Consider the following 20,650-nt stretch of genomic DNA (forward strand, 5'->3'; position numbering starts at 1 on the left):
TAAAGAAATCAGAATTTATACCTTACCGAAGCCAGATAGTTGGCCGGCTTGCCCGGATACAGTTGGTTATCATTGATTGCTGAAACAAAGTATTCCCGCTTATTAAATACATTGTTTACGTTCAACCCGATATCAACGTGTTTAAATTGATAATGTACCGCAGCATTTATAATTGTATAAGCCGGAAGCTTCACCGCGTTATCATTATCAGCGAAGCTGCTCCCCAGAAAGTTTCCTCCGGCAGAAATCCTGAAACCATTGTCCTCTATATTCCGGGCGAAACGGTAGGTAGCCCAAAGATTTGCCTGGTGATCCGGCGCATAAAACAGGCGTTTCCCTGCTAAATTCACAGTGGGCGACTGCACATAGTCTTTGAAGCGTGCATCGGTATAACTATATCCTGCAGTTACAGAAAGATGTGCATTTGGGGTGTAGGTGAGATCTTCTTCGACACCTTTTGAAACTGCTTTTCCAGCCTGCTCAAACACCCCTGCCCCTCTGCCAATGATAATATCAGTTTTTTTGATATGATATATACTTGTCGTTGAACTCAGCTGCTCATTGATCTGTAGCTTAACACCCAGCTCGCTCATGGCACCCTTTTCAGGCTTCAGTACGATGTCATTTACAGGAAGCTGTCTTCCAGGTTTGAAATAATTGGCATAGGAACCATAAATACTGAGGGCAGTTACAGGCTCATAGACCAGTCCGAAGCGGTACGTAAACGCATCAGACTCTCTGTCGGTAGCGACACCTTTCACATAATCATTTGCACTATTCAGCTTGTCTGTGCGGTATTCACCTTTAAAATAATCATATCGCAAACCAATCAAAGCCTTCAGCTGCGCCGTAAAGTTAATCCAGTCCTGTAAATAGAATGAAGTGGAGAATTCGTTCACCCTCCTTTTGGTATCATTGTGTAACACAATCGCCGGCTGCGTTTCTACAGGATTGATCAACCCGACAGTGGTCGTTCCAGGCAGGGATGAATCCCGGAACTGTTTCCAGTTGAGGTAATTCAGGGAATTTCCGAAAGTAAAGCGCTGCTCTATGCTTCCGGTTTTAAGAACAGAACTCAGCTCCAGCGTATTCTGAAGCGGTTTTAAGATAGTATTGAAATAGAAAAACTCCCTGTTTACAGAATCCTGAGCAGCATTCAAATAGAGCGTTTCTGAAGAAAAATAATGGTAATTATCTGTTGCATAGGCAATCGTTTCTGTTAGTTTGGTATCAGCTGAAAAGCTGTGGTTATATCTTAACTGGTAATCGGTACGGCTGTATTTCATTCTGTCCTGCGGCGTATTGTACCGCGTTGAAAAGGCAACTCCTGCAGGAATGACACCATTGATGGTGGGTATTCCCGCATCCAGCTGGTAATCGTCTTTGGCTCCGCCGATCTGGAACTGGAACTGATCTTTGGCTGTAAGCGCATAGTTTAAAGCCAGGTAACCATTGGCTTTACTGAAACCTGCCTTTCTCCAACCATCCTGATCCGAAATCCCGAAATCTGCACGGTAGCTCAGTTTATCGGTAATTGCCCCTCCGGCGCCTGCCGTCATCCTCCTGGTATTGTAACTTCCGTAAGCCAGTGAGAAATCATAGGTCGGGGTAGTGGTAGGCTGTTTCCTGATCACGTTGATGATGCCGCCCAATGCGGAATGACCAAAAAGTACTGATGCCGGACCTTTTACCACTTCGATATGATCTACCGAAGCCGTACTGCTCATCGGGGCACTCTGTGAGATATTCTGACGCTCATCCCTGAAACCATCCACCAGCATCAGGAAATCAGTAAATCCCCGGATCACAAACTGCTGGAATCCCCCGTACGTTTCCACGGGATTTACGCCACTTACATTTTTTAATGCAGATTGGAAATCATCCACCCCCTGGTCGTCCAGTAAAGTTTTCCCGACAGAATTAAAGGTAATGGGAATTTGTTTGAGCGGGGCATTGAGCTTAAGAGTTCCCCTGCCCTGTTTGTTTGAATTGATGTTTACTTCATTCAGATCGTATTTTACTGAATCTTTAGGAAGTTTGGTCTTGTTTTCCTGGGCATCAGCCTGCATGTAAAAAGCAGTACTGAGCACGCTGACCATCACGGTACTGCAGAAATAACTGCCTCTTAGCCGGCAGCCGGTTTTTTGCATTAGCATTTCTTTTAAAAGATTAAATGAATAAATCGGTTAAAAGCTCTCAAAGGCTAACTTCGCAATGCTTTAAAAGAAATTGGGAAAGAAAAATTGGGGTACACCACCGCAGCAGCTGCAGAGCAGGGTGTAAACAAATCAGATCTGACCAATTGCCTCATTTCGCGAAAGCATTGTCAATACGGTAAAGGCAGGTATCTGGCTAATAACGTTAACGTTACACACAGTTGCGCGACAGCTCGTGATTTGAACACGATTCCCTTTTGATCTGCAGTTAAGCAGAACCTATACCGGTTGATGAAGAAATAATTAAAGAACTATAAGGCGGCAAACTTAGGTAAAAAATCCAGCCATTTAGTTATTTGATTTTAAATTATCGAATCAATCAAGTAAATTACCTGAAAATAAGAGATTAACCTATGGCACTCCCTTCTATTCAGAACCTGGTACAGGATATCAAGTATGTGATCGCGCGTTTCCCATTGGAGATTGCCTTTGCAGTTATCGGAACAATAGCTGCAACGCAGAATGCCCTGCTGGGTTATCCGGATACAAAAGTTTCCAGCTGGTGCCTGAGGGTGATCTTTACCGCCAACCTGGGACTGTTGTTCAGCCTGTCAGCAAGTTTGTACCTGGAAAGCAGAAACATCAAGGGACCAAGGCTTTATCTGATCAAAATCATCGTTGCCCTTTTGGCATCCTGCCTGATTTTCTTCCTGAATCCTGTGCTGTATAGTGGCGATTATATCAGGTTCTTCCTGCTGAGCCTCGCCGGTCACCTGCTGGTTTCTTTCGCAGCATATATCCACGTGGAGTCGATACAGGGTTTCTGGCAGTTTAACAAAACGATCTTTATCCGCTTTCTGACGGGGATGCTCAACAGTGGGGTTCTTTACCTCGGACTGGCGGCGGCATTGGGCGCAACGAAGTTTCTGTTTAATATTGATATCAGTTCCAAAACGTACACGATCTTATTTATCTTCATCGCAGGAATATTCAATACTACCTTTTTTCTTGCAGGAATCCCTAAAGACCTGGACTCCCTGAATAATGATTTCAGCTATCCAAAAGGCCTGAAGATATTTACACAATATGTTTTGATACCTCTGGCAAGTATTTATGTAGTGATACTATTGGCATATGAAGCTAAAATCCTGATAGAATGGAACCTGCCGAAGGGATTGGTCTCCAATCTGATCCTGGGATATGCGGTATTTGGTATTCTGGCCATCCTGATGATCTTCCCGATCCGTGAACAGGATGAAAACACCTGGATAAAGACCTATGCCCGAAGTTTTTACTTCCTGATGCTGCCTTTGATTGTGCTGCTGTTTTTAGCCGTGGGAGCAAGGGTTTTCAGATATGGTATAACAGAAAACCGCTATTTCCTGATCATGCTGGCTGTATGGCTGCTGATCATCACTATTTATTCCCTGACTTCCCGGAAACAGAATATTAAACTGATCCCTATATCGCTGTGCATCTTCACATTATTGTCGATCTACGGACCTCAAAGTGCGCTTTCAGTATCAAAATATTCGCAGACTAAAATCCTGACTGAAATATTTAAAAGGAACAATGCTTTACAGGATAATAAGCTGGTTAAGCCGAAGAAGATATCGGATAAGGATGGCAACCAGGCTGCCAGAACATTGAGATATATTGTTGATAATTATGAGTATAGCTCGCTGAAGAAGTATGTAAACATAGATCTTGATCACATCGCAGATTCTCTGGAAAACACAAAAGCGATAGCAAAATCAAATTCATATAATGTAAGGTATGAGCTAAGGAACCTGAAAGTAAAATGGCTGCAAGACTATCTTGGGCTTAAAGAATTCAGTACCTCTGATTATGATGATTATGAAAGGGTTGAAAAACCCGTTGCCTTGCAGAGTTATCATTTACAACAGAATGAACCCAACCTGATGGACATTAAAGGTTATGATTATATAGTGGAAACTAGAAATCATGATCATACTGAGATCAACCATGCCGGATTGAAGATCTATATCACAGATTTCAACAAGGAAAGCGGACAGATCAGCTTACAGCTTAATAATGACAGTACTCTGTTCGATGTCAAAGCATTAGTAAATAATTTGCTGGCCAAACCTGAACAGTTAAATCAATATAAAGAGAATAAAAATCATATCAACGCCACTTATCAGTATCAGCTGCCGGCAGAAATGTTAAGCATTACTCAGGAAACTAAAAATTTCAGGATTACGCTGAAATTAGGAACTATTCATTTTGACCGTAATAAAAGCAAAACGATCAAAGATTTTTATTTCTATGATAGCGCCTTCCTGATAAAAGTCAAATGATAAATTAAAAGCGTATGGAATAACCGTTTAGCCGGCATCATGATTAAAACTAAACATCAACATCATGGCCGAACTAAACACAACCTCCAGAAACAAAAAAGAAACACCTAGAGTAGACCTGACAGCAATGGTTGATCTCGCATTCCTGCTGATTACATTTTTCATGCTCACCACTTCTCTCGCGAAGCAGGAAGCAATGGACATCGTGAAGCCAGATGAAAACGATGATACTGTTTTTACTGAGCTGCCTGCTTCCAGAACGATGACAATCCTGTTGGGAAAAAACAATAAAGTTGCCTGGTATATGGGCGAGGCAGGAAAAAGTCGACCCAGTGTTGCCGACTATAAACAGATCAGGAAATCTATCCTGGATAACAATTCGAAAGTTGCCTCAGAAAATGGTAAGGGTAAAAAATCCTTGATCGTTGTGATCAAACCTACATCAGGAGCAAACTATAAAAACTTTGTAGATATCATGGATGAGCTGCACATCGCGAAACTTAGCTCTGCTCCTGCCATAGATGACGATCATATCACCGAGGCGGAACAAAGCTTTATGAAAGAGAACAAGATTTTGTAATCCGAAATTTTAAGCATCGCTTGTCCCCGGAATTTCAGATTATGCTGATAGGTTGAACGCCAGCACTCCTTTTTCTACACCATTGACGATAATGGAAACCTGGTGTTCACCTGGATGAAAAATCCTGGTGGTGATCAGCCTGAAGGATTGTTTCCTGTTGACCTTCACCCTAACACCGGGCTCATAGATTTTCTCACTGATTTTGAAAACTTTTCTTGCCAGGTGTCCTTTTGATTTCTGGTAGTACAAGCCGTATTCGAGTCGCACAGTCTGATTGGAAGGGTTTTGATTGGTAATGGAAAACTCAAACTCTACGCTCTCCCCGATCTTTACCTCCGGACTGAGGATCCTGAAATCCTCTACGGTTATATTTGTGCTATCCAAACCGTACTGTTTAAGAATCTCCGAATGCCCCTGTTTCAATAAGGTGCGGCAGCCGTGTTTGATAATCGCATCGGTTTCTTTACTGATCCCCTGCCAGCGGGCAGCAACTGCGATGACTACGTCAGGGTGATCTTTGGCGATATCATTGAGACTGTTTGCCACGCTTCTTCTTACGGATTCTGAAGGATCTGTTTTGAGATTCTCCAGGATCGGCAGAATGGGCTGTGGGTTTTGTTTCAGAAAAGGGATGGCCATCGCCCATGGCAACCGCGGGCGACTGCCTTCACTGGCGAGTCTTCTTACAGTATGTGTTTTGTGATTAGACCACTTCAACATTTCCCGGATCATTTGCTCGCTAAACTTCAGTATAAAGGGACGCACGGCAAATTCGCAGCTGATAAATTGTGTGATGAATTCAAATGCCTGAACGGAGTGATCAAAATCATCAATTCCGTATGTTTCTATATAATCAGGCAGAAATATATATTCCAGTCCGCCTTCACCCGGCCGGTCTGCTCTGAGTTTTTCAATAATCTGCTGTATCAATAGCACAGCTTCAGGAAAATCCGCAGCGAGATACTCATGAAATACCATTGTGGTATGTTTCATCCGGTCTTTCCATTCCTTGTTTTTAAAAGCATCACAAAAGATCCCTTTGATAAAACCTTCCTTATCAAAAGCGGGAACTACATATTGAACAGCATCTGCGAATTTGTTATAAAATGCAGGAGAATAGATATCTTTAATTAAGCCCATAAGATCATTTGAAAACAAAGTTATTTTATTCCCTGAAAAAATAGATCATGTAGGAGTAAAAGCTGTTCTGTTACCTGAAGATATTGACTCAAAGATTTAGAAATAAATAACCAGCTTATTTGGTTTTCGTATTAAGTTCGGCAGATGAAAAAGCAAAACGACACTTTATGGAAAGGTATATTGGAGCCATTTTTTTATGATTTCTTGCTGTTTGTAGATCCGATTCTGGCAGCAACCGTTGACCAGGGGCGGGAAATTGTGTTTATGGATAAGGAACTTAGCCAGGAAAGCCCCTCAGAAAATGAGATTTACGAACAAAAAATTGTAGACAAGCTTGTCAGATTACATACGCTTGATACTAACAAAGAGTGGATATTGCTGCATTTAGAGATTCAGGAAAAGTATAACAAAGATTTTGGCAAGCGTATGTATAATTACTTTAACAGGCTTTATATCAAATATAACGTTCCGATTACTGCGTATGCAATTTTTACAGAGCCTAATGGAATTAAACGTGATAATGTTTTCAAGGTTGATTGTTTTGGTACCACTTTGCGCTACACATTTAATACCTATAAGATAGCATTGCAGGAGGAGACCTTATTGATGGAGCATCATAATCCATTCGCATTGGTTGTATTGATCGCGAAATTAGGAGCACTGAAGAAAATATATAAGGATAGGCAGGAATACGACCGGATGCTGCTGGAACAGAAAATAAAAATCGCAAACCTGATTCTGGAAAAACAGCTTCCGCCGGAGAAAGAAAGGATTCTGATGAATTTTCTATTTTACTATGTAAATTTTGAATTTCAGAAAACTAAGATTAAATTTGATCATAAACTTAATTTATTAACAAATAAGAACATTCAGGATATGACAATTGAGGAAATTTTAATAGGTCAGGCCAGGCTACAGGGAAAAAGACAAGGGGAGAAAAAAGCAAAAGAGGATGAAGTTTCCAGGTTAATCAGAAAACAAGGATTAACGAACGAAGAGATTGTGGATTTTGCTGAGACCTCAATATCTCTGGTAAAAAGGGTCAGAAAGAAAATAGAAATTATCAACTAGCCAGCAGTCAGGTAAGGATTAATGACCAAAACTAATTGTTTTTTTCTGAGCACACAGAAGTATTGCTAATATTTATAGTACATAAATTGATTTAAATGCTAATAATAATAGTAATTTTGTCAAGCTATTTATTTACCTATTTATGGAGAGGGCAATTGTGCATATGGACCTGGATACATTCTTTGTATCCTGTGAGAGACTTTCAGATTCCAGATTAAGTGGTATCCCCCTGATTATTGGTGGTGGCGACCGCGGTGTAGTCGCTTCATGTTCCTATGAAGCGCGGTATTTTGGTGTAAGGGCCGCGATGCCCATGAAAATGGCCCTGCTGTTATGCCCCCAGGCAAAGGTGATCAAGGGAGACATGGACCGCTACTCCAACTTATCCCATGACGTAACCAGCGTCATTGAAGCCAATGCGCCGCTAATGGAAAAGGCAAGCATCGACGAATTTTACCTCGACATCACGGGCATGGACAAGTTTTATGGCGCCTACTCCTGGACAGACGAACTCTCCAAAACTATTACCAAAGAAACAGGGCTCCCCATGAGTTTTGCCCTCTCGGTCAACAAAACTGTATCAAAAATCGCTACCGGCGAAGGTAAACCCAGTGGTAATCTCCAGATCTCTGAACCCATGGTGCGCGGCTTCCTCAACCCTCTTTCCATCCGCAAGATCCCTATGCTGGGCGAAGTAACCTTTAACCTTCTTTCGCGAATCGGCATCAGGAACATACAGACACTCTCCGAGATGCCGGCAGAAGTGCTACAGCAGATGATCGGTAAAAATGGGCTGGAACTTTGGAAAAAGGCACAGGGCATAGACAATAACCCTGTGGAACCTTACAGAGAACGGAAGTCGATCTCCACAGAAAATACCTTTGATCAGGATACCATAGATATTCCGAAGCTGAAATCCCTGATGATGGGCATGGTGGAAAAGCTGGCCTTCCAGCTGCGCTCAGAGCAATGGCTGACTTCTACAGTAACGGTAAAAATCAGGTACGCCAATTTTGATACCGAGACCAAACAATCCCGCGTGGCCTATACTTCGGCCGATCATACGCTCACAAAAGTGGTGATGGAGCTTTTTGAGAAACTCTACCAGCGCCGTATGCGGCTCCGGATGGTGGGTATTCAGCTCAGCGGACTCGTACGGGGAACTTACCAGATCAACATCTTTGAAGATACAGTAGAAATGATGTCCCTCTACCAGGCTATGGACAAAATGAAAAACAGATTTGGTACTAACGCAGTGATGCGCTGTGCCGCGCTGGATACAAAACCTAAAACGAAATAGCATGTACCTGAACTGTCACTCCTTCCACAGCCTGCGTTACGGCACTATTCCACTCAACGATCTGATAGAACAGGCAATCGAGAGCCAGGTAGGCGCACTGGCTTTAACCGATATCAATACTGTCACCGGCATCTATGAATTCTTCAAAGCCTGGAAGGATATGAAAAAGGAATACAAAGATTATCTGAAAGCGAAGGAAAAAGGTGCTTTTAATGATAAAGTATTCAGCGAAGAGGAAAAACAGGCACTCCGCCGACTGGAGATAGCTTCTAAGATCAAACCCATGGTAGGCATGGAGTTCCGCTGCGAACATCAGCTCCGCTATCTCGGCCTTGCGAAAAACCAGGCCGGGATCGCAGAGATGAACCATTTCCTTACCGGCCATAATTTTGATGGTACAGCCCTGCCCTTCAGCGCGCCGGAATTCAACCATGTCACAGTGATCTATCCGGTTGAAAACGTGCCTGATGAACTCAGATCAAATGAATACATCGGTATCAGACCAGAGCAGCTGCTGCTGATGTACCATGAAAAATGGTCTTCACGGCAGGATAGGATGGTCATGCTGCAGCCCGTTACTTTCCGTACCAAAAAAGAGTTTAACCTGCACAAAGTTTTAAGGGCTATCGATAAAAACGTGATCCTCTCGCGCTTAACAGAGGAGGATTACTGTAAAACTACTGAGTTTTTGCAGCCGCCGGCACTCCTGCTTGAACACTATGCAGAGTACCCCCGGATCATCGCCAATACGGAACAGCTGATCGAAGGCTGTAATTACGACTTTGATTTTAAAACGCCAAAAAACCCTAGGTTCTATACGAAGGACAAGCAGAGTGACATGCGTTTACTGACTGGCCTCGCCTATCAGGGTCTGCATGATAAATATGGTAAAAATCCCGAAGCAAAAGCCCGGGTAGAAAAAGAGCTGAAGGTGATAGACGACCTGGGCTTTAGCGGGTACTTTCTGATCAACTGGGACATCATCAGGTACAGCAACAGCGTAGGTTTTATGCATATCGGCCGGGGAAGCGGGGCAAACAGTATCGTGAGCTACTGTCTGGGAATCACAGCCATCTGCCCCCTGGAACTGGACCTGTACTTTGAGCGATTCCTGAACCTGAACCGTAAGAGTCCGCCCGACTTCGATATCGACTGGAGCTGGAAGGAACGGGATATCATCCTGGAATATATATTCAACCGATACGGGCGCGAGCATGTGGCTTTCTGCGGTACAAATGTGGAGTTCAAATACCGATCGATCTTAAGAGAGGTGGGCAAGGTTTTTGGTCTTCCGAAAGCGGAGCTGGATGCGCTGGCAATTAATCCGAGGCACCTGCACGACAAAACTTCTATCGTGGCACAGGTACATAAATACGGGGAGATGCTGGAAAAATATCCCAATCAGCGCAGCATGCATTCCTGCGGAATTCTCATTTCTGAAGAACCGATCACTAACTACAGCACACTGGAAATGCCACCAAAGGGCTTCCCCATCGTTCAGTTCGATATGCATGTGGCCGAAGAAATAGGTTTTGAGAAGTTTGATATCCTGAGCCAGCGCGGCATAGGGCACATTGACGACAGTGTAAAACTGATATACAAAAATCAGGGTGTCCGGGTAGATATCCGGGATAATAAGATCTCTCTCAATGAAGCCGTATGCAACACTTACCTTGAAAGAGGGAAAACAATTGGCTGCTTCTATATTGAGAGTCCGGCGATGCGGGGATTGCTGCGCCGCCTCAAATGCAACGACTACAAGGTGCTGGTTGCCGCCTCTTCAATCATCCGCCCCGGGGTGGCGCAAAGCGGGATGATGAAAGAGTATATCTTCAGACATAACTACCCCGACCAGTTTGAATACTTCCACCCGGTGTTTGAGGAGCAGCTGGGCGAAACCTATGGCATCATGGTGTACCAGGAAGATGTGATCAAGATTGCCCTGCACTATGGGGGGCTACCTGCCGCAGATGGTGATATTTTACGCAGGGCGATGAGTGGCAAAGGCAGGTCTAAGGCTGCACTGCAAAAGGTAAAAGACAATTTCTTCAACCTCTGTGCACAGCAGGGCCACCCCCAGAAACTGAGCGAAGAGATCTACCGCCAGATAGAATCTTTTGCAGGATATTCTTTCTGTAAAGCACATTCGGCATCCTACGCGGTGGAAAGTTATCAAAGCCTCTACCTGAAGGTAAACTACCCCATTGAGTTCATGGTGGCGGTAATCAACAATCAGGGGGGATTTTACCGGACGGAAGTTTATATTCATGAAGCCCGGATGTGTGGCGCCCGCGTACTGAACCCTTGCGTGAACAAAAGCGAGTATGAAACCACAGTCTACGGGATTGAAGTTTTCCTGGGTTTTATGCACCTGGATGGCCTCCATCTGAAAGTTGCGGAAGAAATCATCGGGGAACGGGAGCGTAATGGACTCTACCTCTCTCTTGAAGATTTCATTAACCGTGTTCCCATAGGCATTGAGGGGGTACAGATCCTGATTTTCATTGGTGCCTTCAGGTTTACGGGAAAAACAAAAAACCAGCTACTGGTGATCGCAAGACTAATTCTGATGAACTTTAAGCCCGAAAACCGGGGATTGTTGCTGATCCGCGAACCTGTGAAAGATTACCAGCTGCCGGTACTGGAGCGTTCCATATTTGAAGATGCATTTGATGAGATAGAACTGCTGAGCTTCCCGGTATCCTGCACGCCCTTTGATCTGCTGCAAACCAAATTCCGTGGTGATGTGATGGCCAAAGACCTCGCCAGACACCATAAAAAGCAGGTCAAGATGATCGCTTACCTGATCTCCCGTAAACACGTGCCTACCAAGATGGGCGAAATGTATTTTGGAACCTGGATCGATGCTGAGGGGGAGATGTTTGATACTGCGCATTTTACCAATAGCTTAAAGCAATACCCTTTTCAGGGTGGTGGATGTTATCTCCTGCTCGGAAATGTAGAGGTGGACTACCACTTCCCTACTGTCACCATTATAAAGATGGCGAAAATGCCTTTTATTCCGGATCCAAGATTTTCGAGCGCAGATGAAAAAAGGCAGTACAGAACACAGCAGAATATGAAGGAAGATGTGAGCATGACGAACAGGGCGCCCTATCCACAGGCTCAGGACATCAATCTGCCACGACAGAAAATGAAATAATCAGACGGTGCGAACTGTGCTTATCGCGGGGACCCATTCCTTTTCTCCGCAGCGGGGACAATCCTGTCCGGCCCCAAGATAATGAACTTCAGCGCAATGGGTACAAGCATAATCTCCGGGAACAGGTATGGTAGTTGACTTTTTGCCGTAAGGTTTCGGGAAAACCGGCAATCCCTTTTTTACTTCGTCCTGAGCATAATACAGAAAGCTGATCTGCCCATTTGATTCCAGTACACCTGTTCTTACTTGTCCCACATGTTCAATACTTTGCGCCCTCATCTCTGCGAAAAACTCATCCCTTGCAAAATTGGAATCCCCATCCTGCTCAAGTACAAACTTTCCATCTTCAATGATATACATCGGATCTCCTTCCAGCAAGCTCTCAATCTTCTCATTCCGCGACGCCAGATAGGTGAAAATCCTGTAAATCAGAAGGATCAATGCAAAAACCAGCAGGGAGGGCAGAATGGCAGATTCGCTGTTCAGCATCGGATCGCCCGCAGCAGATCCGAGTGCAATGATGATGGCCACTTCAAAAATACTGAGCTGCCTCACCCCCTTTTTCCCAGTGGAACGAAGAAAAACTATCACAAAAAAGAACATGATGGAAGTCCTCACGCTGATTTCTATCAGCAGCGACAAGTCCAGGCCTTTCATAAATACATTGTTCCAGTCAACTTCCATTTGATGCGTTTAAATAGCTTTAAACAAATCAATTTTCATACCATACAACCTGTGGTGTGCTGGGTCTGATTTTTGCAATACACACCTTACGCTGTATATCCCCTGCAGCGTATGACGCTAATCTCTCAAAAATGGACCTGAACAAGCTATTGAAACTATCGGGCGATCTGATTTGCACGGTTGATGCCCACGACAGGTATGTGGAGGTTAGTGATGCGTCCTATGCTATTCTGGGGTACCTTCCGGCAGAAATGTGCGGTAAGTCCTACAAAGAGTTCCTGTCACCTTCCGACTTTGAAGTTGCAGAGGAGGTAGTGGAGTTGCTGATGTCCAGCCAGCCCAATACACAAATACAGCTACGTCATCTTCATAAAAATGGCACCATTGTCCCGCTTTTTTGGAGTGTACACTGGGATGATGAAGATCAGCTGATGTATTGCATTGCCCGGAATGGGAATATTACCGCCCAGACAGAGGCGATGAGGAGCTCTCTCGAAGAATCCAACAAAAGGTACCAGTACGTGACAAAGGCAACCTCTGACGCTATCTGGGACTGGAACCTGGTGGATCGCACGATCTACTGGGGAGAAGGACTTGAAACTATTTTCGGGCACAAAATTTCGGATTTGCCCCAGGGGGCTGATTCATGGACGAGATTTATCCATCCCGAAGATGCCAAATATGTCCTCCAATCTATTAAAACTGCATGTGGAGGCAAGGAAACCAACTGGAAAGAAGAATACCGGTACCGCAAAGCCGATGGAAATTACGCCGATGTGGTAGACAGAGGATTTGTAATCCGTGATGAAAAGGGCAAGGCTATCAGGATGGTGGGTGCTATGCACGATATCAGCGAAAGAAAAAAAGGACTCAACGAGATGAAACAAATCACGGAAGATCTTTTTAAAAGAAACCGTGAACTTCATGAGTTTGGCTATATCATTTCTCATAACCTGCGTTCTCCAGTGGCAAATATTAAGGGGATTGCCAGTCTCATGCAAATTGAACCGGATACGCCGGAACATCTTCAGCAATACCTGACTAATCTTAACAGCTCTATCGCGAATCTTGATGACGTGATCATCGACTTAAGTAAAATTCTGAGTGCTAAAAACAGGTCGGTTGATCTGCAAATGGAAAAATTTGACATCCGGGATGTCATAGATCTCATCTGTAAGGAGTTTTCGGAAAAGATCCTGCAATGCGACGCGCATCTGACTATCTCAGGCGGCCCATTCACCCTGCGCTCAAATAAAGCATACATTCACAGTATCCTGCATAACCTGATCTCCAATTCTATCACTTTCCTGCTCGACAGGCCTCCGGTGATCAGCATCCACTTGTTGCAAACCGACAACTCAGTCTACATTACCTACAATGATAACGGATGCGGGATTGATATGGTACGTTACCGCAGCGATGTATTCAAGCCCTATCAGCGCTTCCATCCCGGCAGCAAGGGCAAAGGCCTGGGACTATTCCTCGTGAAAGGCTATATCGAAGCTTTAAACGGATCCGTGAATATCGATAGTGAACCCGGACAGGGCGTCACTTACATGATATCCATCCCAAAAGCTGAGTAAGATAAAGCAGCTCAAACAACTTAGATTTACAAGCTACAGAACATTTAACAGAAATATTTTGTTTGTACAGTTTGATATCAAATCCAATCATTTTATATTAGTTAATTTTCTGACAATTGCCCTGCGATTTCACCAATTATGACCAGTAACTCAAAAACCCCTTCATCAGATCCATCCGAAAATATTTCAGTTGAAGCCCGCTTCAGAGCATTGGTAAATGCTACCTCAGATGTGATTTATAGCCTTAGCGCAGACTGGCGTGTGATGCACGAACTTGACGGACGAGGATTCTTAAAGGATGCCTCCGGGCCAAGGGTAGACTGGATCGACACGCATGTTCATCCTGAAGACAAGGCAAAGGTGAAAGCAGCTGTTGCCAGGGCGTTAAAGAATAAGACCATTTTCGAGCTGGAACATCAGGTACTCAGAGCCGATGGATCCGCAGGTTGGACGTTTTCAAGGGCCGTACCTATCCTGGATGACAATGGTGAAATCCTTGAATGGTTCGGTGCAGCGAGTGATATTACTGAACACAAAAAAGCCGAACAGGCGCTGAAAGAAACTACAATCCGTGCAGAACAGCAAAAAAGGGTGTATGAAACGATTACCTCAGGCACACCTGACCTTATGTATGTGTTCGACCTGAACTACATTTTCACCTATGCCAATGAAGCATTGCTCACCATGTGGGGCAAAACATGGGATACTGCCATTGGCAAAGGTTTACTGGAAAACGGCTATGAACCCTGGCATGCCGAAATGCATGAGCGGGAGATCGATACAGTAAGGGCTACCAAAAAGCCCATCCGGGGTGAGGTTTCTTTCCCCCATGCTACCCTTGGCGTGAGAGTCTACGACTATATCCTAATTCCTGTTTTTGACGAGCAAGGTGAGGTTGAAGCAGTAGCAGGAACCACACGTGATGTAACAGAGCGTAAACAGTGGGAACAAACGCTGGCAAAGGCCTCTGAAGACATGCAGGCTATTAACGAAGAACTGGCGGCAACCAATGAGGAACAAGCTGCCTCCAACGAGGAACTGATTGCGATCAATGAAGAAGTGGCATTTGTAAACCGTGAACTGGTAATTGCACAGGAAAAGGTTGAAAAAGGTCTTGTGGAACAACAATTTGCTGCTTCTGAAATTAAACGTGCCGAAGAGAATCTGCGTATGGCTGTTGAAGCCGCGGGACTGGGAACATTCTACATCAATCCGAATGAGCGTACTATCGTAGTCTCACCTCAGTTTAAAGAGTTCTACGGCATTAATGCCGACGAGGAAATGACTTATGAAATCGCACTCAACCAGATACATGACGATTTCAGACAAGAGGCTGTAGATATGGCCGAATCTACTTTTTCAAAAGGTACCCGATTTGATATGGAATATCCCATCATCGGGCTCCATGATGGCAAATTACGATGGGTACGTGGTATTGGTGAAATGCAGCACAGCGAAGGCAAAGATTACTTCACCGGTATCCTCCATGAAATCACAGAGAAAAAACTGGATGAAATCCGTAAAAATGACTTCATCGGTATGGTCAGCCACGAATTGAAAACACCACTTACTTCCATGAAAGGGTATATCCAGCTGGTGCTGGGCAAAATGAGAAAACAGGAAGAGGGCTTTGCCACGGGAATCCTTGAAAAAGCTAATACGCAGGTCATTAAAATGACCAGTATGATCAACGGTTTTCTGAATATCTCTCGTCTGGAATCAGGTAAAATTCATATCGATCATGAAATTTTTGACCTCGCAGAACTCATCAGAGAATCTGAAGCTGAGTCATTGGCAACAATTGCCAGTCATACGATCATTTACGCACCGGTGGAACCTACGCAGGTGAATGCCGACTGGGATAAAATTGGACAAGTCATCCATAACCTGATCAGCAATGCAGTAAAATACTCTCCACAGGGAAGCACCATTAATATTGCCTGTGTGACAGTGAATGGCACTGCACATATTAGTGTGAAGGATCAAGGTATGGGTATCAAAACTGAAGACATCACAAAAATCTTTGACCGGTACTACCGGGTGGAAGGTGGTCATATGTTTTCGATCTCTGGTTTCGGTATTGGTTTGTACCTTTGTGCAGAGATTATTCACCGCCACAATGGAAAAATCTGGGCTGAAAGTGAGTTTGGTGAAGGGTCAACCTTCAACTTTAATTTGCCCTTATTCACAGAAAAGTAAAGGAAAAACGAATAGCATACTTCAAGTTGTAAAAATGTAATTTAATAATATATTTGCTTTACAACACCTATGAAGAACACCTATCCTATCCATATCATTCCAGAGGGAGAAAATGAACGCCTGGCAGCACTGGACAAGTACATGATCTTTAATTCCCCGGATGAGCCGGGATTTAAGCAGATTTGTCAGCTGGCGGCTACAATTTTCAAGGTGCCCATTGCACACATTTCTTTTTTAGGGGAACACCAGGAGTTCGTAAAAGAACAGGTTGGTATTGACCCTATCATCAAACTGGTAGACCGCAAAATTAGTTTATGTTCACTTGTCATCTCCGAACCGGGGGTGAAGGTGATTGAAAATGCGCTGATTGACCCTGCTTTGGAGAACAATCCTTATGTCCATGGTGAATTCGGTCTCCGGTTCTACGCAGCTGCGCCAATCATCAGTCCGGAGCAACAAATCATCGGCACAATGTGTCTGGTTGATCTGAAACCACGGACTTTGAGCAATCACGAGAAGGATATCTTAGCTGACCTGGCCAGAGTGGTCATGGAACAAACGGAATTGAGGCTGGCGAATATTCAGCTGATGAAGGAGAAGGATGATTTTATCGGCATTGCCAGCCATGAGCTGAGAACGCCCATTACCTCGCTGCAGGGATCTCTTCAGATCCTGGACAAACTGAAAGACAAGCCGGAGTCTCCAATGATCCCAACGCTCATCTCACAGGCCAACAAAAGCCTGAAAAAACTGAATACACTGGTGTCCGATTTGCTGCATGTAAACAGTATTACTGCCGGCAAACTGGAACTCAGGAAAACAACTTTTACGCTCGCAGATATGATCAACGGTTGTTGTACAGACATCCGTGCAGCGGGAAAATACGAGCTCAAACTGAGCGGCGATTTGCATCTTCAGGTGTATGCCGATGCAAATAGGATAGAACAGGTCGTTGCAAATATGGTGAGCAATGCCATTAAATATGCACCAGAATCACCAGTGATAAAAATTCATATTGAACAGAGTGGCGACTATGCAAAGATTGCTGTTACAGACAAAGGCAGGGGTATTGATCCCGCAAAAGTTCCCCGCCTGTTCGATGAATATTTCCGTGCCGACCATACAGGTTTACAATTTTCAAGTCTGGGATTTGGGCTATATATCAGCGCGGGAATTGTAAAGAAACATGGTGGCGATATAGGTGTAAATACCGCATTGAATCATGGCAGTGAATTCTGGTTTACCCTTCCCTTATCTGCTTCCTAGTTCTCTCTTATCTATTCCTGACTCTCCTGCTTTACTAAAGTGAACAAGTCCTTTCTACCGTCTTTATTTGCCGACAACAGGCCTTTACTTTTTAAAGAAGATAAGACACCCCCAATTTGTTTTGCAACTCTTTCCGGATCAGTATCATCATATACTGCCATCACCTCTGCAATCTCTTCTTTAGAAAGTTCCTTCCCTGCTTCTTCTAATATATACGCTATCTTTTCATTTATAGTCAAACCAGAATGATAATCTGCAGGCACAATTAGCAAAGGATGTTGCTTTCCTACAACTTTTGACTTTTCTGGTTTTACTCCTAAAGCAGCAAGTGCAGCAGTTAGATTTTCAATCGTCTTTAGATCGTTATCTACTTCCTTCTGAGATTCCTTTCTTATCTTATTAGCTTCCGACATAGCTTCTTTGTAAGCAGACTCCAGTTCATTTTGTTTTACATTAGCTGCAGATTGCAAAGCGAGTATTTCACTCTTTATAAGTTCTGAAACTTTATTTGTTGATTCCATTATTCTCTAATTATAGTTCAAGTATAGGGAATGTTTCGCACATTATAAAGAAGTAATTTAAATTTATTTTACATCAGGTCACAGACACTTTATACATAATGTTTAGAACATGAATCATAAAGTTTATATATTAAAATTATGATCTAAACTTAAAATAAATAAAAATATAATATAATACTCATATATATACTGATTTACAGTGTTATATCATAAATAACACATTGTATGTTTATATGCATTAATTATCTTTACATTGAAATTTAAAGGATATTTTTATATTGATCCCCTCCTACCCTCGCAGGAATCATTCAACTGCAAAAGCATTATCACAATTCATTTTTTTGATACAAAACAAATCATTAGTTACCTTGTTTATTATCAAAAACGGAGAAATAATAATCAGCATGACGAAACAACAAAAACCATCATACATCAATTTTGATAATGAGAGTTATCCATGGAAATCAGATATAGATTACCAGAAATATCCGGAAGAATATCGTGTAGGAAAAGGTGAACAGGGAGTTTTAATTTGTGAACCTTATAAAACAGAAATCGGTCAGCACTGGCGTTTCAAAAATCCAGAGGTTGCAACTAAAAGTAGTGATACTATCTATAACCTATTTAAACTTTATATTCAAGATTCTAACTTTGTTGGCGCCGATATGGCAAGGAAGTTTCTACAAATGGGATATACCCGTTCAAGAAGATATGCAAACTACAAAGGGGGAAAGAAATATGATAAAGAAAACAATTATGCAGAGCTTGAACGCGGAACCGGAGAACAGAAAAAAGCAGAATCAGCAGCTATCTTTTACAAAAAATGGAAAGATGCGGAAGCTGATCCTGCATATACTCAAATGAAAAAAGAATGGAAGACCCGATTGGGTTAGACAGAACTTTAGATTAGTTAGTGGGTTTGTTTAGATATTGAATCACCTCAACTTTTACAGAAAGATCGTCAGTAGTTTTGTGATTGGTTTGCCTCTCTACTTCTGAAAATATTACAGCATCGGCACCTACCTGTTTTGCCTTTTTGATCACCAGCTCTCTGGTCTCTTCACTGCTGGATTGTAAGCCTCCGGTCGGCGCATTCATGTGACCGATCACTTTAAAAGGCTGCTTGACATCCCGGGCAGAATAGAAGATATCTACACTGTTTGTTGGTGTAAATTCCGACCCAAAATAAGTAGGACCATACAAGGCCATACAGGAAGTTAAACACAGGGCGATGCCTGAGATAAAAATAAATTTAAATGGTTTCATACAGATTTCTTTTATGTGTATTCCTAAGATAGGAAGCCAGAGGCAACAAAGCAAGAGAGCGAATTACTTTGTTACCATCATATCACATTTGTTGCTGGGCCATGAAAGTTGCTTCGGTAACCAGTTCCCGGATCAACCTGCTACCGCTCATCCAGCGCTTGATTCGATTGGTAATTTGGATCCCTACCCTATCCTTTAGTTCGGTATCGTGTCCGTAATAATCCGGCATTACAGTTTTCATTCCATGATGAATTTCGGACAGCTCCCCTGACAAAATCAAGTCAGGCTGTGCCTTTACTAAATCGGCCAGCGAATCGGCCATTGCCGCTGCATAATACGGACAGTTCCAGTCGTGACGATAAGGTGCATCACCTTTGATATTGACCTTCTGCAAAGGATGAGAGAGATCCTCGATGATTTCTACAATTGCCTCTCCAAACACCTGTGTATATTCTGCCATAAAATGATTCCACCAGCGGGGATGATGAGGCAGGTCTTTCAGCAGGGTATCACAGACCATCACACGACGCGGGAAGTCCGGCCTGACAGGATCCATAATCAGCAGAGATACCCCAAAATGACCTTCTTTAGGAGAATGCCTGCTGCAGATTACAAAAAACTGAAGTTGCGTTTCACCAGCTTCACCCATAATTCTGGTCAGCTCCCTGACATCCTGCAGGCGATCTTCGAGATAACCGCGTTTAAACAGGACATGCAGGTTTCCCTCCGACTTTGCCGTGCATCGTTTACTATGCTGATCCATTACGTTTTCATTGGCAGGTCGGCTGGTAAAATGGTTGCCGCTGTTATACCGGATTTCCTCTGATCCCTCAGGATAGGTATTGATATCCGCAGTATCTCCCGCAACGGTCTGTTTGTTGGGTTGAACCGACCGGAAAGGGATATGCATCTGTTCACTATCCATTCTGCGGGCCAGGTTATAGATTCGCTGCTCAGTACGTGCCAGCAATGGATCTCCGCTGACAGGGTCAAAATGCACCAGCTCTGCACGCCTGCCCAGGTGCTTTGCAATAAAGCGGTTCTTCAGAATCACCTGGAAGGGTTGTGCCGTATGCAGAAAAAAATCACGTAACGCATCATTTGCAAGATATTGATCCATGGTCTGGTCAAACTGCAGAATCGTCAATTCATCGTGAACCTTTACCCAGAGACGTAAAAAACGCTGGATATCACGATCAAAACGACGATTAGCTGCTTCTGCAACGTGTTTAATGCAAATTACTGATTCCATAAAGATTTTTGAGGGAATAAAACAGGCCGCAGGAAGATATACCTGGCAGCTGTGAGAAATCCAGCTCTAAGATAGCACAAGTTTTCATGGAAACATAGGCGACCGTAAACAATTCTCCGGGCGGGAGTGTTTATTTTTCAAACCCTCA

The 20,650-nt window shown here is 43.5% G+C and carries 15 protein-coding genes and 1 riboswitch; of the genes, 9 read left to right on the forward strand and 6 right to left on the reverse strand.

Annotation, left to right across the window (positions count from 1 at the left end; genetic code table 11):
- Positions 1 to 8 precede the first annotated feature (8 nt).
- Positions 9 to 2,150 (reverse strand): TonB-dependent receptor, encoded by a 2,142-nt coding sequence (locus OQY15_RS03975; protein WP_265788022.1) that lies wholly within the window; start codon positions 2,148 to 2,150, stop codon positions 9 to 11.
- Between the two features lie 171 nt (positions 2,151 to 2,321).
- Positions 2,322 to 2,454, reverse strand: a riboswitch (cobalamin riboswitch).
- Positions 2,455 to 2,569: 115 nt separating this feature from the next.
- On the opposite strand from OQY15_RS03975, the gene OQY15_RS03980 reads away from it, so the two are divergent.
- Positions 2,570 to 4,477: a DUF4153 domain-containing protein gene (locus OQY15_RS03980; protein WP_265788024.1), complete on the forward strand. Its 1,908-nt coding sequence runs from the start codon at positions 2,570 to 2,572 to the stop codon at positions 4,475 to 4,477.
- 64 nt (positions 4,478 to 4,541) lie between these two features.
- The gene (locus OQY15_RS03985) at positions 4,542 to 5,057 is read left to right on the forward strand and encodes a biopolymer transporter ExbD (RefSeq protein ID WP_265788026.1); all 516 of its coding nucleotides are present in this window, start codon (positions 4,542 to 4,544) and stop codon (positions 5,055 to 5,057) included.
- A 39-nt stretch (positions 5,058 to 5,096) separates the two neighbouring features.
- Here the strand turns inward: OQY15_RS03985 and OQY15_RS03990 are convergent, their stop codons facing one another.
- A complete protein-coding gene (locus OQY15_RS03990; RefSeq protein ID WP_265788029.1) occupies positions 5,097 to 6,197 on the reverse strand; it encodes a DNA alkylation repair protein in 1,101 nt (366 codons plus the stop codon).
- Positions 6,198 to 6,341: 144 nt separating this feature from the next.
- On the opposite strand from OQY15_RS03990, the gene OQY15_RS03995 reads away from it, so the two are divergent.
- The 3 genes from OQY15_RS03995 to dnaE all read left to right on the forward strand — a co-directional run bounded on the left by OQY15_RS03995 (position 6,342) and on the right by dnaE (position 11,731).
- Entirely contained in the window at positions 6,342 to 7,268 is a 927-nt protein-coding gene (locus OQY15_RS03995; protein ID WP_265788031.1) for a hypothetical protein, read from the forward strand.
- A 142-nt stretch (positions 7,269 to 7,410) separates the two neighbouring features.
- Entirely contained in the window at positions 7,411 to 8,568 is a 1,158-nt protein-coding gene (gene dinB / locus OQY15_RS04000; RefSeq protein WP_265788033.1) for a DNA polymerase IV, read from the forward strand.
- 1 nt (position 8,569) lies between these two features.
- Positions 8,570 to 11,731, forward strand: coding sequence for a DNA polymerase III subunit alpha (gene dnaE / locus OQY15_RS04005; protein WP_265788036.1), 3,162 nt, complete (start codon positions 8,570 to 8,572; stop codon positions 11,729 to 11,731).
- Here dnaE and OQY15_RS04010 read toward each other — a convergent pair whose 3' ends face one another.
- Positions 11,732 to 12,415, reverse strand: coding sequence for a YetF domain-containing protein (locus tag OQY15_RS04010; protein ID WP_265788037.1), 684 nt, complete (start codon positions 12,413 to 12,415; stop codon positions 11,732 to 11,734).
- Between the two features lie 131 nt (positions 12,416 to 12,546).
- Between OQY15_RS04010 and OQY15_RS04015 the strand changes: the two genes are divergently transcribed.
- From OQY15_RS04015 to OQY15_RS04025, 3 genes are all read left to right on the forward strand, one after another.
- Positions 12,547 to 13,998: a PAS domain-containing sensor histidine kinase gene (locus OQY15_RS04015; RefSeq protein WP_265788039.1), complete on the forward strand. Its 1,452-nt coding sequence runs from the start codon at positions 12,547 to 12,549 to the stop codon at positions 13,996 to 13,998.
- A 138-nt stretch (positions 13,999 to 14,136) separates the two neighbouring features.
- Positions 14,137 to 16,197 carry a PAS domain S-box protein gene (locus tag OQY15_RS04020; RefSeq protein ID WP_265788041.1) on the forward strand — a complete coding sequence of 687 codons (2,061 nt, stop codon included), beginning with the start codon at positions 14,137 to 14,139 and terminating at the stop codon, positions 16,195 to 16,197.
- 69 nt (positions 16,198 to 16,266) lie between these two features.
- A complete protein-coding gene (locus OQY15_RS04025) occupies positions 16,267 to 17,463 on the forward strand; it encodes a GAF domain-containing sensor histidine kinase (protein ID WP_265788043.1) in 1,197 nt (398 codons plus the stop codon).
- An 11-nt stretch (positions 17,464 to 17,474) separates the two neighbouring features.
- Here OQY15_RS04025 and OQY15_RS04030 read toward each other — a convergent pair whose 3' ends face one another.
- Positions 17,475 to 17,984, reverse strand: a complete 510-nt coding sequence (locus tag OQY15_RS04030) for a hypothetical protein (RefSeq protein ID WP_265788046.1) — start codon at positions 17,982 to 17,984, stop codon at positions 17,475 to 17,477.
- 404 nt (positions 17,985 to 18,388) lie between these two features.
- Between OQY15_RS04030 and OQY15_RS04035 the strand changes: the two genes are divergently transcribed.
- On the forward strand, positions 18,389 to 18,877 hold the full coding sequence (locus OQY15_RS04035; protein ID WP_265788048.1) for a DUF4385 domain-containing protein: 489 nt from the start codon (positions 18,389 to 18,391) through the stop codon (positions 18,875 to 18,877).
- Positions 18,878 to 18,890: 13 nt separating this feature from the next.
- On the opposite strand, the gene OQY15_RS04040 is transcribed toward OQY15_RS04035, so the two are convergent.
- Both OQY15_RS04040 and OQY15_RS04045 read right to left on the reverse strand, forming a co-directional pair.
- Positions 18,891 to 19,250, reverse strand: coding sequence for a hypothetical protein (locus OQY15_RS04040; protein ID WP_265788050.1), 360 nt, complete (start codon positions 19,248 to 19,250; stop codon positions 18,891 to 18,893).
- Between the two features lie 82 nt (positions 19,251 to 19,332).
- Entirely contained in the window at positions 19,333 to 20,502 is a 1,170-nt protein-coding gene (locus OQY15_RS04045; RefSeq protein ID WP_265788052.1) for a hypothetical protein, read from the reverse strand.
- Between the last annotated feature and the right edge of the window lie 148 nt (positions 20,503 to 20,650).

Origin of the sequence: Pedobacter sp. MC2016-15, assembly GCF_026239695.1 — a bacterium.
Classification (GTDB): domain Bacteria; phylum Bacteroidota; class Bacteroidia; order Sphingobacteriales; family Sphingobacteriaceae; genus Pedobacter.